The following is a 13,229-nucleotide window of genomic DNA, read 5'->3' on the forward strand; positions in this document are numbered from 1 at the left end:
TGGTGTAATTACCGCCGCTGGTGTAACGCAGCATCCCCATGTTGTTGGAGATTTGGTTGAAGGCAAGCAGCAGGAAGCCCATATTCATGCCTTCGACGATTGGGCGCAGCCCCGTCATCGCCGCACCAACCGCCATACCAGCAAAGGAGTTTTCGGCGATCGGGGTGTCCAGCACCCGCAGCTCACCATATTTCTCGTAGAGATCCTTGGTGACCTTGTAAGAGCCGCCGTATTGGCCGACGTCCTCACCCATCACGCAGACGTAAGGATCTCTAGCCATCTCCTCGTCGATGGCTTCCCGAAGGGCATTGAACAGCAGCGTCTCTGCCACGTCTGGGCTTGCACCATTTAGCTGACAACCTATATCAGCCGCCGGCGGCGAAGGTTGAGAGCAGCAACACCGAAAGCAGCATGCCGGGGAGCAGCAGCGTTACCAGCAAACCCAGATCGTGGGGAGTCATGGTGTGAAGTTAGGGCTTTTCGCCCGCCTCGGCAGGGGCCGATCCGGAACCGGACACCAAGCTGCGCACGAACACCAACGCCAGACCAATGCCAATGAAGGCAAAGCTGAAGGTGGCAAGAAACGACATGCCAACAATTAGCGTTTTGAGGGCCGTGGCGATGCTCTGGGCAATTGCCGAGCCGTAGCTGGGTGGATGCAGTGCGTAGTACGCCACCAATTTCTGGCTCAGACCCAAGGCCAGCCACGCCAGCAGACCAGCGGTGAGCGAGCCAGAGAGGAAACTCAGCGGCCCTTTACGGGGCACTTGATCACTGGGCTTGATGGGGGATTCGGGTTTTGTCACTGAAGCAGGCTGACACCTCGATCGCTGAAGCCACAACACCAAGACTCAAAGCCGTACCGCTCAAATCGTTCGGCTTGGTCTACATGGGCGGTGCGAGCTTGGTCCAGGTTGGAGAACAGGGCGAAAAGACTTGGGCCAGAACCACTCATGGCAACTGCCAAGTGTTGCTCGGTCTGGCGCAGCAATGCCAGGCCCTGCCGCACGGTTTCCACCTCTGGTTCCACCACGGCCTGCAGGTCGTTGCGCAGTGGTGGCCAGCTCCTATTCCCCGCGATGGCCCCTAGCAAGGGCGCCTGGCGTAGGGCCTGACGGCGCTGCTCAAAGTCGGCTTCAGCCTCAAGATAGAAATCCCCACGTAGCTCCTTGCAGCGTCCGTAGGCCCAGGGCGTGCTGACACTCACCCCCGGGTGCTTGAGCAGCAGTAGCGCCGGAGGATCGGTTGAATTGAAGGCCAAGGCTTCCAACAGCTCCCCGCGGCCAAAGCAGAGCTGGGTGCCGCCATCAAGGCAAAACGGCATGTCAGAACCAAGCTCAGCCGCCATGCTGTGCAGCTCCTGACTCTTAAAGCCCAGTCCCCATAGCTCGTTGAGACCAATCAGCGCCGCCGCTCCATTACTGGAGCCGCCCGCAAGGCCAGCACCGATCGGGATGCGCTTCTCGAGCACGATCTGGGCCCCAAGCTCGGCAAAACCTGAGCGGGCACGCAACATCTCACCTGCCTTGACGACCAAATTGCTGCTGTCAGTGGGCAGGTCGGCCCGATCGCACTGGAGGCTGATCTGGCCATCCGCCGTGGGCCGCAACCGCAGGCTGTCGGCCAGATCGATCGACTGCATCACCATCGCCAGCTCGTGGAAGCCATCGGCGCGCAGGCCCAGCACCTCCAAGTGCAAATTGATCTTGGCGGGGGCACGCACGCATAGATCAGCCATGGGTAGGGGCGGCAGCGGGCGCAGCAATGACCTGATTCAAGCTGCCCGCCAACGCCACCCAGGCTGCTGGCGCGATCTCCTGGGGCCGTTGCTGCAGGCCGATGCCCGCTGCTTCTGCCAACCCAGCAAGTTCAGCTTCTGGCAGCAGTCCTGCGAGGGTATTGCGCACCATTTTGCGGCGAGCGGCAAAACAGCGCTTCAAAAGCATCTCCACCGTGCGGGCTAGCTGGGGTGCCAATTGCTGCTCCACTGGCAGCGGCTCCAACAGGATCACCTCCGAGTGCACTTGGGGCGGAGGCTGAAAACAGCGCGGCGGCACGGCACAAACGGAGCGGCAGTTGGCCAGCAGCTGCATGCGCACGCTCAGAGCTGAAAAGGCGCTGGCGCCAGGCTCACTGCGGATCCTTTCCCCTACCTCCCGCTGCACCAGCAGCACTAGGCGGTCGTAGGGGTGGGCCACCGGCCGATCGAGCCGTCCCACCAGCCGCTCTAGTAGGGGGCCTGTGATGTTGTAAGGAATATTTGCCACAACCTTGTTGGCGGCAGGCAGCCCCACTGTCAGCACATCCCCCGAGGTGAGCTGGAAGCGCGGCTGGTCGCCAAAGCGCTCTTGCAGGCCCAGCACCAGATCGCGGTCAAGCTCCACTGCAGCCACTGCTGCCGCCGGTGTAGCCAGCAGCCGCTCGCTGAGAGCTCCCCGGCCCGGCCCAACCTCCAACACCCGATCGCTGGCTTCAAGCTCTGCGGCCGCCACGATGCGTGAGAGCACCCCCTGATCAATCAACCAGTGCTGGCCGAAGCGCTTGCGGGCGCGGTGGGCAGTAAATGTCATCTTGAAGTCGTCAGGTATCCACAATGGCTGTTGCCCCAGATCCAGGCATTCATCCGCAGGCATTGATTTGCGCTGCGGCCATAGTTGCCGCACTGCCGTTCTTGACCCTCCCCGCTCAGGCAGGCAGCGTCACCGCATCCTCGATCTGGGACAAAAGCAACGCCATTGAACGGGCTAGGCAGCAGCTTCCAGCTGGTGCGGTTGTTACCGCTGAGCGCTGCCAGGAGACGGAGGTAGGGATGGGCAACTATCGCTACCTATGCACTGTCGAGTTCAGCCAGCCAGCGCCGGCGGCCACTACCGATCAGTAATCGGCGCGGATCCAGCGGACAGGTCCGGGCGCCGGGGCCAGGGGCACCAAGGCAAAGACCATCTCCACCGAGCTCTCCGCCCAAACCGGATGGTCCTCCAGCCAGCAGTGCCAGGCTCGCTCCAACCGCTGACGCTTGCCGCGGCGCAAGGCGCCGGCACCCCAACTATCGGGCCCGCAACGGCTGCGACCTTTCACTTCCACCAGCAACAGGCGGCCCCCTTTTTCCAGCACCAGATCAAGTTCTCCCCAGCGACATGCCCACTGGCGTGAGAGCAACCGCCAACCCCTGCCGAGCAGTAGGCGCAGTACCCGCTGCTCGGCCCAGTCGCCCTGGCGTCGTGCAGTGGTGCGAGCCATTGGCCTGGAGCAGCAGCTACCAGGGTTCCCACGCAGTGCGCTGCTAGGTGCCCTGCCTAGGCTTGAGATACCCACCCAGCCGTCATGTTGCCCCTTTTATTTTCCGGTCGATCCAGTTCCGGTCGTTCTCCGGGCAGTCTGGCTGGCGGGGTGCTGGCGCTGTTGTTCGCCCTGGTCAGTGCCATAGGCTTGGTCTTGGTGTCCCCCCTGCCCGCCCAGGCGGCCATGGATGTGGCCAAACAGGTGCTAATTGGCGCTGATTTTCATGACCAGGATCTGCGGGGTGCCACCTTCAACCTCACAAATCTGCGGGATTCCACCTTTGCCGGCTCCGACCTGCAGGGGGCCAGCCTGTTTGGCGCCAAGCTTCAGGACGCTGACTTAAGCAACACCAACCTGAAGGAGGCAACACTCGATTCGGCGATCTTCGATGGCACCAATCTCACCAATGCAGTGCTGGAAGACGCCTTTGCCTTCAACACCAAATTCACAAATGTGGTGATTGAGGGGGCAGATTTCACCAATGTGCCTTTGCGTGGTGATGCGCTCAAAACCCTTTGTGGGCTTGCCAGTGGCACCAACCCGGTGACCGGCCGCGACACCCGCGCCAGCCTGGGCTGCAGTTGAGCTGAATCGATGAGCTTCGACGCCCGTAGCCGCGAACGCCTTCAAGCCCTAGGCCGCAGCCTGCCCCAACCCCTACCCAAGCCTGAGCCGCCTCAGCAAAGCCAAACCAAGGCCAGCGATAGACGCCACAAGGTGGAGCTGGAGCAAAACCCCGAGGCCCTTTTCAAGGAGCTGATGCAGGTCAGCCCCGATGGCACGGTGCCGCCCCACTTGATGGAGCGGCTGCGCGAGCTGGAGAGCCGCCGCCAGAGCGCTACCCCTGCGCCGGCGCCAAGCATTGCCGCCAGCCCCACCAAGCTCCGTGGTCGCAACACCGCTGGGCGGGCCGATCGGCGCACCGCAGCGGAATTTGGCGATCTATACACCGCCTTTCAGCAATTGCTGCTCGAGGACGACGAGGACATCCCCTCGGCTATTGATAAGTGATGGCTCCAACCCTTTCCAGCGATCCCAGCCTGGCTGCCTTCGGCTCCAGCCTCACCGCCATCACCCTGGCCGAGCTGGGCGATAAAACTTTTTTTATGGCGCTGATCCTTGCAGTGCGCCACCGCGCCCGCTGGGTATTTGTTGGCTCATTTGCCGCCCTAACCGCGGTCACCTTGATCTCGCTTGCCCTTGGATACGGCCTGCGGGAGCTGCTACCCCAAAGCCTGGTGCCCTGGCTGGCCGCCGTGCTCTTCCTCAGCTTTGGCATCAAGCTGCTGATCGATGCCCAGGGCATGGCTGCCAATGCGGCTACCGAGGAGAAGGAGGAGGCTGAGCAGGCGATCAATACGGCGGAAAGCAGCAAGGCCTTTAACACGGCCTGGGCCGTGATCTGGGAGGCATTCGTGCTGGTGTTTATCGCTGAGCTAGGCGACCGAACCCAGTTCACCACGATTTTTATGGCCACTGCGCCGGCCCAGGTATTCAGCTTTGGCGGCCTGCTCGCCGGCACCCTGGCAGGTCATGCCCTGGTCACCTGGCTGGCCGTAGGCGCCGGCAAGTGGATTGGTCAATGGGTGAATGAGCGCCTGCTCTATCGCCTCAGTGGCGGCCTGTTTCTGGTGTTTGGTCTGGCGGCCTTGAGCCAGGCCCTGAGCTGATCCATCCCCCGTATGGTGCCCCCATACTTTCTCCACAGGGTTTAGGGAGCACCACCATGACCATTCGCATCGGCATTAACGGTTTTGGCCGCATCGGCCGCCTTGCCTTCCGCCGTGCCATGACCCTGGCGGACGTGGAGATCGTTGGTATTAACGACCTGATCGAGGTCGACTACCTGGCCTACATGCTCCGTTACGACTCCACCCATGGCCGCTTCCAGGGTGAGGTGGCCGTCGAAAACGGACAGCTGGTGGTGAATGGCCAGGTGATCCGTATCAGCGCCGAGCGAGATCCAAACAACCTCAAGTGGGGCGAGGTTGGCGCCGACTACGTGCTCGAAAGCACCGGTTTTTTCCTCACCGACGACTCCGCCCGCGCCCATATCAATGCCGGCGCCAAGCGTGTGGTGATGAGCGCTCCCTCCAAGGACGCCACACCAATGTTCGTGATGGGCGTGAACCACAGCAGCTACGCGGGCCAGGACGTGGTTTCCAATGCCAGCTGCACCACCAATTGCCTGGCACCTGTCGCCAAGGTGCTCCACGACAACTTCGGCATCGTCAATGGCTTGATGACCACGGTGCATGCCACCACCGCCACTCAGAAAACCGTGGATGGCCCTTCGGTGAATGACTGGCGTGGTGGCCGCGGCGCAGCCCAAAACATCATCCCCAGCTCCACCGGTGCCGCTAAGGCGGTTGGCCGGGTAATCCCCGAGCTCAACGGCAAGCTCACCGGCATGGCCTTCCGCGTTCCCACCCCCGATGTATCGGTGGTGGACCTCACCGTGAACCTGGCCAAACCCGCCAGCTACGACCAGATCAAGGCCGCCATGAAGGCCGCCAGCGAAGGCCCCATGGCCGGAATTCTTGGCTACACCGAAGACGAGGTTGTGAGCACCGACTTTCTGGGTGAGAGCTGCACCTCGGTTTTTGATGCCGGAGCCGGCATCGCCCTCACCGACACCTTCGTGAAGGTTGTGGCTTGGTACGACAACGAGTGGGGCTACAGCTGCAAGTGCCTCGACCTAATGCGCCATATGGCCAGCGCGGGATAGGGCCGGGTCTGATCCGGGAGCTGCCCCACCGCGGCTGACCGTGGGACAGGCCGGGCACTGGAGAAGGGTCCTGCCCTTTTCCGCCCATGGCCTGTGCCGCCGTGATCTCCCTGCTCGAACCCTGCCAATCCCGCCAGGGCCACTGGCTGCTGCCAGACGCCGGCTTCCCCCAGCAGCTCGCCAGCTTGCTTGGCTCGCCCCTGCGCAGCAGCGGCAGGCCGCCCAGCAGCTGGCAGGAACTTCATGCTGTTTTCTTGCCCTTGGCGCCGCTGCCAGCACCGGAAACCCTGTCCCCAATAGCTGCTGCTACCTACCGCTACCTGATCTGCCTGGACCGCCGCGGTGGCCGCCTTTCCTGCTGGCGGCGCTATCCGGAAGGGCTGGGCTGGCAACGCCGTTGCGGTCCGATGCCGCTGGCACTGTTCATTCGTCGCTTCAACCAGCGCCTAACCTCCACCCCATGACCGGCAATCTTCAGGCGATCGGCTTTCTATTCAGCTGGGTGCTCGGCTGGGGCATCGGCGGCTCCCTGATCGATGCGGGACTAATCCAGGCCGGCGTCTATTCCCTCGAGACCGGCCAGCTCGGTACCCTCACCACTTTTGTGTTGTGGACCTTGCTTTGGGGCGCAGCTGGCGCCTGGCTCTACCGCCGCTTCACCACCACTACGCCCGAGTCCGGCGAGCCGGACTAAAACAGCGCGGCAGTACGCCTGAACTAGTATGGGTTGACCCGCGGCGCGCGCCTGGCACACCCAGCCCATCCAGTCTTTCCGCCATTGCCGGGAAGCGCCAGTCTCGATGCCCAGTTGATCCGTTGCCGCGCCAGCACGGTATTGCTGCGGGTGAGTGGTGAATCGATGCAGGCGGCCGGAATCGACCACGGCGACCTACTGATCGTCGATCGAGGCCTGGAGCCCCGCCCCGGCCAGATCGTGGTGGCCTGCCTGGACGGCTGCTTCACCCTTAAACGGCTAGTAGCCCACCAAGGCCGGCTACGGCTAGAGGCAGCCCACCCGGCCTACCCGCCCCTAGAGCTGGATTGCTTTGATTGCGCTCGCATCTGGGCGGTGGCCCTGCACGCGGTCCGCACGCTGGAACCTGGCTGGGGTGTGCCGTAGAGCGCCATGACCTGCGAACCCTGGAGCCGCCGCCGCCAGGCAATCGTGCTGATCGACGGCAACAACTTCTACGCCTCCTGCGAAGCGGTGCTGGATCCCGCCGTGCTGGGGAGGCCGTTGGTGGTGCTCTCCAATAACGACGGTTGCATCGTGTCGCGCAGCGCCGAGGCCCGAGCCCTCGGCATCCGCATGGGCCAGCCCTACTTTCAGGTGCGGCGCGAGCTGGAGCGCCAGGGCGTGGTGGTGCGCAGCTCCAACTACGCCCTATACGCCGATATGAGCCAGCGGCTGATGGCCACCCTGGAACCCTGGGTGGAAGCGCTGGAGATCTATTCGATCGATGAAGCTTTCGGCCAGCTAAGCCGGCCCGCCGACCAGCGCAGCCTGCACGATTGGGGCCGGCAGCTGCGTCACCACGTGCTCTGCCAGCTCGGCCTGCCGGTGGCGGTAGGCATCGGCCCCAGCAAGGTGCTGGCCAAGCTCGCCAACCGACTTGCCAAGACGACGGCCAGCGCCACGGGTGTCTTCGACCTCGGCAGCATGGATGACCCCGATCCCCACCTAGCAGCGGTCGCCATCGAGGATGTATGGGGCATGGGACGCCAGCTCTCCCGCTGGTGCCGCCTGCGCGGTGTCGCCGATGCCAAGGCTCTGCGCGACATGCCCAGTGGCGAACTACGCCGCCGCTGCGGCGTAGTGGGACTGCGCCTGCAGCAGGAGTTGCGGGGTATGGCCTGCCTACCGCTAGAGACCCTGCCGGCCGCCAAGCGGGAAACCTGCGTGAGCCGCAGCTTTAGCCAGCCGATCACCAGCCAGAGCGAACTGAGGGAGGCGGTTGCTACCTACCTGAGCCGGGCAGCGGAGAAATTGCGGCGGCAACAGCAACGGGCTGGTGCCATCACGGTGTTCGTGCGCAGTAACCCCTTCAACGGCACCAGTTTTTACAGCAACAGCGCCACGGTGAGCCTGCCGCTAGCCAGCAATGACACCGCCGTACTGCTGCAGGCAGCCCTACCCCTGGTGGCAGTGCTGTTCAGCCCCCACAAGCCCCTGCACAAAGCAGGCGTACTGATGCAGCAACTGCAGGGAGAGGAGACCCTCCAGCACAACTTGCTGCTGCCACTGCCCTTGGAGCAACAACACCGTCGCACAGCCCTAATGGCCACCATCGACCAGCTCAACCGCCACTACGGCAGCGGCACCGTGCAATGGGCAGCCGCGGGACTGCAGACCCCTTGGCGAATGCGGCGCTCACGACTATCTGGAGCGGCCACTACCCGCCTAGACGCCATCCCGGTAGTGCGGGCCTGATCACTGCCGACCTGATCACTGCGGGCCTGATGACAATGGCAACAAGGCAGCTTCGATCATGGCGGCAGTAACGGTGATCGTCTCCTGTTCATCGGCATTGTCGAGGTAGGCCTCAAACGAGGCATAGCGCCGGATGCAGGGAGGAGCGCTGGCAGCGGCGCAGGCCTCAACCCAGCTGATGTCTTCAGGCTGCACGGAGAGGTAGGCGGTGAGAGCTTCCTCAAGATCGCTGCCATCGCCGATTGCTTCACCGTCCCAGAACACCTCGAAAAACCCCATGGAACCAGGGTGGAATCAGCAGATAGGCAGCGTATGCGGGGATCAGCAAATAAAGGAGTAGACCAAGGATGACTGTGACGAGCCCATGACGCTATTGCCTAAAGCGGCCGGCAAAACCTGGTGGGAACACCAGCGCACCGGGCTATCGAAGTTGGTGGCAGTACTGGCTTTCATCTTGTTAGCACTCACCCAGAGCCACTGGGAGCTGCAGCATGAAAATGTAGCCACGTTCCTGTTCAGTACCGGCCTTGGCCTGGCTGCCATTGGAGCAACGGGGCGGATCTGGTGTTCATTTTTTATCTCCGGCCGCAAGGACGGAGAGCTGGTCACTGAGGGGCCCTACTCGATCAGTCGCAACACTTTATATGTGTTCAGCAGCATCGGTTTGGTGGGAGTGGGGCTTAGCACCGAAACCCTCACCTAACCGCTGCTATTTCTGGTGATATTTGGTCTTTATTACCCGGGGATCATGGCTAGGGAGGAAAGACGGCTAGAAGAACTATTCGGCGAATCCTTCCGCCAATACCGGCAGCGGGTGCCACGCTTCTGGCCCAATCCAGGGCTCTACTGCGAGCCCGCCAGCTGGAGCAGCAACCCGCGCCTGTTTCGCCGCCACCTCCTCAGCGACATCTGGTTTGTATGGATTGCAGCAATCATTGAACTGGTGGAGGGCATGCGCAACGTTGGCTGGCTGCCCCACCTGCTGACGCTCTGGTGAAATCACCACCAGTCATCCCAGAAAGGGCCGCCAAAGTCGTCGTCATAGCCAGGTTCCACGGTCCAGGTAGGAGTGGGGCCACCTGCCTGGGGCGGTTTCGGAGGGCCAGAGAGGGTTTCGGCGTTGATGCCGGGAATCGGCACCACCCCACAGGGGCACTGACACAGACCATCTGGACCGATCACGCCCTGGCTGGGTTGCTCACAGCTGCAGGGGCAGGGCTGGGCAAGCGCGGCAGGGGTAAGCCACAAAGGCAGCAGTAAAGATGGCAGTAAAAACAGGGAAAGCCGCGGAAGAAACATCAAAGCGAGGGGATAAACAGAGTGTTGAAAAGGTCTTAGGGCAAGACAGAAGTGGTTACCGCTGATTAAGCCGCCGGTTGGGCCATCACCTCCTCGTAGCCAGCGCGGCGCTGGGAGTCGAGGTGTTCGAGATGTTTGCGTTCGTTGTAATAGAGCTCCTGAAAGCGCAGGGCGTCGCTGTTGAGTTCGCTGAAGAGGGCCTCGATGCGCGATTCCATATCGCTAAGCGGTGCCAGGCCCGAGGCCGTGGCCCGGGCCTCCTCCCTTTCCTGCTCTAGAAGCCGGGCGATACAACGCTCCAGGGTCTCAAGACGCTGACTGCTCCAGGCATCCAGCAGATGCCGGCAGCGTTTGACACTCTTCTGGCGCTCCAGAGATGCCGTGGCACCGCGAAGTTGAAGCAGGGGCTGGCTGAAAGCCATGCGCTGCAGCTCATTAGGCTCGAGCAAGGGCGTCAGCCTGGAGAGCAGTGCGCTCTGCTCCACCACCAGCTGATCGCCCAGCAACCGAGGCAAATCAAGATCGGCGAGGTCTGAGCCGGGGTCGTGGCCGCGGTTGATCGCCTCGAGCCGGCCCACACCGAGGTTGACCTCCTCTAGGCCGCTAATCGCAGCCCAAAGCAGGCGGTGGTGCTTCAGGGCGAAATCGTCGAGTTCGCGCTGCCGCAACTCCACCCGGATCGCACTGCGGTAGCCGGGGCAGTGCAGATACATCCGCAACACCTCCGCTTCAGCCCGCTCCCGCAGCCCAGCCTCACCCGGCAACTCCCACTTCTGGGAACGTCCATGCCAGCGCTGGCCTTTGACCTGCTGACGCAGATCGTCTTCCAGCTGGATCGCCAGACGGGCCTGACCACCGCTGAGGCGCTCGGCCACCCGCTGCAGGTAGTGGCTGCGCACTGCGCTCTGGGGCAGCTTGCCAAGCAGGGCTACGAGGGCCGTCACCGCAAGCTGGAACTGATCGGGACGGGCTAGATCTCGACCCTCGAGCACTTGCTCGATCTGCCAGTCGAGCCAGAGCGGCGCCTGATCAAGCAGGGCCCGGTAATCGCCGGCACCCTGGCTCTTGAGGAACTCATCGGGATCTTTGCCGGAGGGCAGTTGCAGCACCCTCAACTCCAGCTGGCCCTGCAAGGCCAGCTGCTCCACTTCGCCAATGGCCCGTTGGGCAGCGCGCACACCGGCGCCATCGCTATCGAAGTTGAGAACCATCCGCCGCCCCTCGCAGCAGCGGCAGAGCTGGGTGATCTGCTGGCTACTTAGGGCGGTGCCAAGGGACGCCACCGCATTGGTGATACCGGCGGCGTGCAGGGCGATCACGTCGAAGTAGCCCTCCACCACCACGGCTCGGTCGTCCTTGCGGATCGCGGCCGCGGCTTTGTCGAGGCCAAAGAGATGCTTGCCCTTCTCGAACACCTCAGTCTCCGGAGAGTTGAGGTACTTGGGCTCGCCGCCATCGAGGCTGCGGCCACCGAAACCGATCACCCGCCCCTGGCGGTCCTTGATCGGCACCATTACCCGGCCGCGAAAGCGGTCGTAGAAACCACGGCCGTCCTGGGAACTGGCGCCCTTGCGTGGCACCACCAGGCCTGCTTCCTCCAGCAACTCCGGCCCCAGCCCCTCAACCTGCTGCAGGTGGATTAGCAGGCCATCCCAACGGTCGGGAGCAAAGCCGAGCTCGAAGGCCTCCAGGGTGGCTTCATTCAGGCCGCGACTTTCGCGCAGATAGGTGAGAGCGGCGGCACCCTCAGGGGCGCGCAATTGGCTACGGAACCAACCAGCCGCCAGGGTGAGTACCCGGTGCAGTTGTTCGCGGCGCGAGAGCTGCTTGCGCAGCCGCTCCTGCTGGGGGCCATCGAGGGTCTCGATCGGCAGCTGGTATTTGCGCGCCAGCTCCAGCACCACATCGCTGAAGCTCTGGCGCTGGTGCTCCATCAAAAACTTGATGGCATTGCCGCCGGCACCACAGGAGAAGCAGTAGTAGAACTGCTTTGCCGGGGACACCGTCATTGACGGTGACGTGTCGTCGTGGAAGGGACAGATGCCTACGTACTCACGCCCCTTCTTTTTGAGCACTACGTGCTCGCCCACCACATCAACGATGTCAGCCCGCTCCTTGACGGCCTCAATCGTGCGGGGGTGGAGACGAGGCAGGCTCAAGGAAGGGGCTATTTGCGGTGGGCGCTGAAGCGAAGCCTGATTCTGACCAGGGAAGGCAAGCCATGCTCGGCATGGTTGTCAGTGCCCTGAGCTTTTCGCTGATGGGCGTCTGCGTCAAGCAGGTGGGAGGACGCATTCCCGTTGCCGAGGTGGTGTTCGCCCGGGCGATTGTGAGCGTGGCCTTGAGCTGGTGGCTGCTGCACCGAGCCGGGATTCCAGCTTGGGGCAAAAGGCGCTGGCTACTGATCTGGCGCGGAGCGATCGGTACGGCCGCCCTGGTGTGTGTTTATGCCGCCCTAGCGGCCTTGCCCTTGGCTGCGGCCACGGTGCTGCAGTACCTCTACCCGCCGTTCACGGCCCTACTGGCCTGGCTGATGCTCGGTGAGCCAATCGGCAAGCGGGTGCTGGCGGCCATGGCCCTGGGCTGGCTCGGGGTGTTGCTCGTTGCCCAACCGGCCGGCCTGCTGCAGGGCGGCGCGACCCTGGCGCTTGTTCCCGTACTGATCGCCGTTGCCGGGGCCCTGTTCACCGCATTTGCCTACGTAAGCGTGCGCTCCCTCGGCACGAGCGAGCACCCGCTGGTGATCGTTTTTTACTTCCCCTTGGTGGCCCTGCCCTTGAGCCTGCCGCTGGTGGCCCTCAATCCCGTGCTTCCCACCCCAGCGGAGCTGCTATGGCTGGTCGGGGTTGGGGTCTTCACCCAGCTTGGTCAGGTGTATTTGACCCGCAGCCTCACTGCCCTGCCGGCGGCACGAGCAACGGCGATCAGCTACGTGCAAGTGCTGTTTGCCGGTGGCTGGGGCTGGTTGCTATTTGGTGAGTCAATCGACAGCTGGACCATCGCCGGGGCTGGCCTCGTTCTGGCAGCCACCCTGGTAAGCCTTAGCCACAGTCAGCAACAGAAGCGGCCTTAGCCTCGTGATGGGCCAGAACCCGGCGGCAAAACTCCACCAGCTCCGCCGGCGTCATGTCGTGTTTGGCGTCGTTGGTTCGCCAGGCGCAGATAACGAAATCTGGTTCGGGGAGATTGGAAAGGTGATCGATTGTGGGAAGCAGGGCGTACTGCTTCTTGTGTGCGCCCCTTCCAGCTTCTGCTTCCCGGTTGTCGTAGGTGCCAATCAGATGCCAGTCGAGGTGTTCGCCGGTCCAGTGGTCCAGGCCGCCCGAGGCCACCACGGCGTTGTGTATGGCGATGCGGTATTCCTGCACGTTGTTGCTGCCGCCACGTTTCTGATCCCGCTTGCACAGGGTGACCGCCTTGCGCTGCACCCAACCGGGGTAGATGCGGGCGGCTGTCTCAGGCAGCCAGGCAGGCGGGCTCGTATCCATC

Annotated in this window: 20 protein-coding genes and 1 pseudogene; 12 read left to right on the forward strand and 9 right to left on the reverse strand. The window is 63.0% G+C overall.

Features of this window, described 5'->3' with window-relative positions:
* From KBY72_RS04725 to rsmA, 4 genes and pseudogenes are all read right to left on the reverse strand, one after another.
* Nucleotides 1-331: pseudogene (locus KBY72_RS04725) on the reverse strand (alpha-ketoacid dehydrogenase subunit beta); the annotation flags it as partial.
* A gap of 139 nt (nt 332-470) precedes the next feature.
* Nucleotides 471-806, reverse strand: a complete 336-nt coding sequence (locus tag KBY72_RS04730; protein ID WP_254993157.1) for a DUF3082 domain-containing protein — start codon at nt 804-806, stop codon at nt 471-473.
* Nucleotides 803-1,738, reverse strand: a complete 936-nt coding sequence (gene ispE / locus KBY72_RS04735) for a 4-(cytidine 5'-diphospho)-2-C-methyl-D-erythritol kinase (RefSeq protein WP_254993158.1) — start codon at nt 1,736-1,738, stop codon at nt 803-805. The genes KBY72_RS04730 and ispE overlap by 4 nt, the downstream gene beginning before the upstream one ends.
* Nucleotides 1,731-2,570: a 16S rRNA (adenine(1518)-N(6)/adenine(1519)-N(6))-dimethyltransferase RsmA gene (rsmA, locus tag KBY72_RS04740; protein WP_254959921.1), complete on the reverse strand. Its 840-nt coding sequence runs from the start codon at nt 2,568-2,570 to the stop codon at nt 1,731-1,733. Before rsmA ends, ispE begins: the two co-directional genes overlap by 8 nt.
* 101 nt (nt 2,571-2,671) lie before the next feature.
* Here rsmA and KBY72_RS04745 point away from each other — a divergent pair, with 101 nt between their 5' ends.
* Nucleotides 2,672-2,881, forward strand: a complete 210-nt coding sequence (locus KBY72_RS04745; protein ID WP_254959920.1) for a hypothetical protein — start codon at nt 2,672-2,674, stop codon at nt 2,879-2,881.
* Here KBY72_RS04745 and KBY72_RS04750 read toward each other — a convergent pair.
* A complete protein-coding gene (locus tag KBY72_RS04750) occupies nt 2,875-3,240 on the reverse strand; it encodes a YraN family protein (protein ID WP_254959919.1) in 366 nt (121 codons plus the stop codon). The two genes, KBY72_RS04745 and KBY72_RS04750, sit on opposite strands and share 7 nt — an antisense overlap.
* Before the next feature lie 198 nt (nt 3,241-3,438).
* Here KBY72_RS04750 and KBY72_RS04755 point away from each other — a divergent pair, with 198 nt between their 5' ends.
* The 8 genes from KBY72_RS04755 to KBY72_RS04790 all read left to right on the forward strand — a co-directional run bounded on the left by KBY72_RS04755 (nt 3,439) and on the right by KBY72_RS04790 (nt 8,441).
* On the forward strand, nt 3,439-3,867 hold the full coding sequence (locus tag KBY72_RS04755; RefSeq protein WP_409995478.1) for a pentapeptide repeat-containing protein: 429 nt from the start codon (nt 3,439-3,441) through the stop codon (nt 3,865-3,867).
* Between the two features lie 9 nt (nt 3,868-3,876).
* Nucleotides 3,877-4,293, forward strand: coding sequence for a hypothetical protein (locus tag KBY72_RS04760; protein ID WP_254959917.1), 417 nt, complete (start codon nt 3,877-3,879; stop codon nt 4,291-4,293).
* On the forward strand, nt 4,293-4,952 hold the full coding sequence (locus tag KBY72_RS04765; RefSeq protein ID WP_254959916.1) for a TMEM165/GDT1 family protein: 660 nt from the start codon (nt 4,293-4,295) through the stop codon (nt 4,950-4,952). The genes KBY72_RS04760 and KBY72_RS04765 overlap by 1 nt, the downstream gene beginning before the upstream one ends.
* Before the next feature lie 56 nt (nt 4,953-5,008).
* On the forward strand, nt 5,009-6,010 hold the full coding sequence (gap, locus tag KBY72_RS04770; protein WP_254959915.1) for a type I glyceraldehyde-3-phosphate dehydrogenase: 1,002 nt from the start codon (nt 5,009-5,011) through the stop codon (nt 6,008-6,010).
* An 86-nt stretch (nt 6,011-6,096) separates the two neighbouring features.
* Entirely contained in the window at nt 6,097-6,474 is a 378-nt protein-coding gene (locus tag KBY72_RS04775; RefSeq protein WP_254959914.1) for a hypothetical protein, read from the forward strand.
* On the forward strand, nt 6,471-6,704 hold the full coding sequence (locus tag KBY72_RS04780; protein ID WP_254936852.1) for a hypothetical protein: 234 nt from the start codon (nt 6,471-6,473) through the stop codon (nt 6,702-6,704). The genes KBY72_RS04775 and KBY72_RS04780 overlap by 4 nt, the downstream gene beginning before the upstream one ends.
* A 51-nt stretch (nt 6,705-6,755) precedes the next feature.
* Complete coding sequence (locus tag KBY72_RS04785; protein ID WP_254959997.1) at nt 6,756-7,130, forward strand: LexA family protein; 375 nt, start codon at nt 6,756-6,758, stop codon at nt 7,128-7,130.
* Nucleotides 7,131-7,136: 6 nt separating this feature from the next.
* Nucleotides 7,137-8,441 carry a Y-family DNA polymerase gene (locus KBY72_RS04790; protein ID WP_254959913.1) on the forward strand — a complete coding sequence of 435 codons (1,305 nt, stop codon included), beginning with the start codon at nt 7,137-7,139 and terminating at the stop codon, nt 8,439-8,441.
* A gap of 15 nt (nt 8,442-8,456) precedes the next feature.
* Here KBY72_RS04790 and KBY72_RS04795 read toward each other — a convergent pair whose 3' ends face one another.
* Entirely contained in the window at nt 8,457-8,720 is a 264-nt protein-coding gene (locus tag KBY72_RS04795; RefSeq protein ID WP_254959912.1) for a hypothetical protein, read from the reverse strand.
* An 85-nt stretch (nt 8,721-8,805) separates the two neighbouring features.
* On the opposite strand from KBY72_RS04795, the gene KBY72_RS04800 reads away from it, so the two are divergent.
* Together KBY72_RS04800 and KBY72_RS04805 are read left to right on the forward strand one after the other, a co-directional pair.
* The gene (locus tag KBY72_RS04800) at nt 8,806-9,144 is read left to right on the forward strand and encodes a methyltransferase (RefSeq protein WP_254993160.1); all 339 of its coding nucleotides are present in this window, start codon (nt 8,806-8,808) and stop codon (nt 9,142-9,144) included.
* 15 nt (nt 9,145-9,159) lie between these two features.
* A complete protein-coding gene (locus KBY72_RS04805) occupies nt 9,160-9,438 on the forward strand; it encodes a hypothetical protein (RefSeq protein ID WP_254959910.1) in 279 nt (92 codons plus the stop codon).
* Nucleotides 9,439-9,440: 2 nt separating this feature from the next.
* On the opposite strand, the gene KBY72_RS04810 is transcribed toward KBY72_RS04805, so the two are convergent.
* Both KBY72_RS04810 and dnaG read right to left on the reverse strand, forming a co-directional pair.
* Nucleotides 9,441-9,740, reverse strand: coding sequence for a hypothetical protein (locus KBY72_RS04810; protein WP_254942457.1), 300 nt, complete (start codon nt 9,738-9,740; stop codon nt 9,441-9,443).
* A gap of 65 nt (nt 9,741-9,805) precedes the next feature.
* Nucleotides 9,806-11,899 carry a DNA primase gene (dnaG, locus tag KBY72_RS04815; protein ID WP_254959908.1) on the reverse strand — a complete coding sequence of 698 codons (2,094 nt, stop codon included), beginning with the start codon at nt 11,897-11,899 and terminating at the stop codon, nt 9,806-9,808.
* A 62-nt stretch (nt 11,900-11,961) separates the two neighbouring features.
* Here dnaG and KBY72_RS04820 point away from each other — a divergent pair, with 62 nt between their 5' ends.
* Complete coding sequence (locus KBY72_RS04820; RefSeq protein WP_315859522.1) at nt 11,962-12,813, forward strand: DMT family transporter; 852 nt, start codon at nt 11,962-11,964, stop codon at nt 12,811-12,813.
* On the opposite strand, the gene KBY72_RS04825 is transcribed toward KBY72_RS04820, so the two are convergent.
* Nucleotides 12,782-13,228 carry a hypothetical protein gene (locus KBY72_RS04825; RefSeq protein WP_254959907.1) on the reverse strand — a complete coding sequence of 149 codons (447 nt, stop codon included), beginning with the start codon at nt 13,226-13,228 and terminating at the stop codon, nt 12,782-12,784. The two genes, KBY72_RS04820 and KBY72_RS04825, sit on opposite strands and share 32 nt — an antisense overlap.
* Nucleotide 13,229: the final 1 nt, after the last annotated feature.

This window comes from Cyanobium sp. BA5m-21 (genome assembly GCF_024346235.1).
Taxonomy (GTDB): domain Bacteria; phylum Cyanobacteriota; class Cyanobacteriia; order PCC-6307; family Cyanobiaceae; genus Cyanobium_A; species Cyanobium_A usitatum.

Bases quoted from the DNA above. Each gene is read 5' to 3' on its own strand.
- ispE (WP_254993158.1), bottom strand. From the start codon at position 1,738: ATGGCTGATCTATGCGTGCGTGCCCCCGCCAAGATCAATTTGCACTTG.
- rsmA (WP_254959921.1), bottom strand. From the start codon at position 2,570: ATGACATTTACTGCCCACCGCGCCCGCAAGCGCTTCGGCCAGCACTGG.
- KBY72_RS04750 (WP_254959919.1), bottom strand. From the start codon at position 3,240: ATGGCTCGCACCACTGCACGACGCCAGGGCGACTGGGCCGAGCAGCGG.
- KBY72_RS04760 (WP_254959917.1), top strand. From the start codon at position 3,877: ATGAGCTTCGACGCCCGTAGCCGCGAACGCCTTCAAGCCCTAGGCCGC.
- KBY72_RS04765 (WP_254959916.1), top strand. From the start codon at position 4,293: ATGGCTCCAACCCTTTCCAGCGATCCCAGCCTGGCTGCCTTCGGCTCC.
- gap (WP_254959915.1), top strand. From the start codon at position 5,009: ATGACCATTCGCATCGGCATTAACGGTTTTGGCCGCATCGGCCGCCTT.
- KBY72_RS04775 (WP_254959914.1), top strand. From the start codon at position 6,097: ATGGCCTGTGCCGCCGTGATCTCCCTGCTCGAACCCTGCCAATCCCGC.
- KBY72_RS04780 (WP_254936852.1), top strand. From the start codon at position 6,471: ATGACCGGCAATCTTCAGGCGATCGGCTTTCTATTCAGCTGGGTGCTC.
- KBY72_RS04790 (WP_254959913.1), top strand. From the start codon at position 7,137: ATGACCTGCGAACCCTGGAGCCGCCGCCGCCAGGCAATCGTGCTGATC.
- KBY72_RS04795 (WP_254959912.1), bottom strand. From the start codon at position 8,720: ATGGGGTTTTTCGAGGTGTTCTGGGACGGTGAAGCAATCGGCGATGGC.
- KBY72_RS04800 (WP_254993160.1), top strand. From the start codon at position 8,806: ATGACGCTATTGCCTAAAGCGGCCGGCAAAACCTGGTGGGAACACCAG.
- KBY72_RS04810 (WP_254942457.1), bottom strand. From the start codon at position 9,740: ATGTTTCTTCCGCGGCTTTCCCTGTTTTTACTGCCATCTTTACTGCTG.
- KBY72_RS04820 (WP_315859522.1), top strand. From the start codon at position 11,962: ATGCTCGGCATGGTTGTCAGTGCCCTGAGCTTTTCGCTGATGGGCGTC.
- KBY72_RS04825 (WP_254959907.1), bottom strand. From the start codon at position 13,228: ATGGATACGAGCCCGCCTGCCTGGCTGCCTGAGACAGCCGCCCGCATC.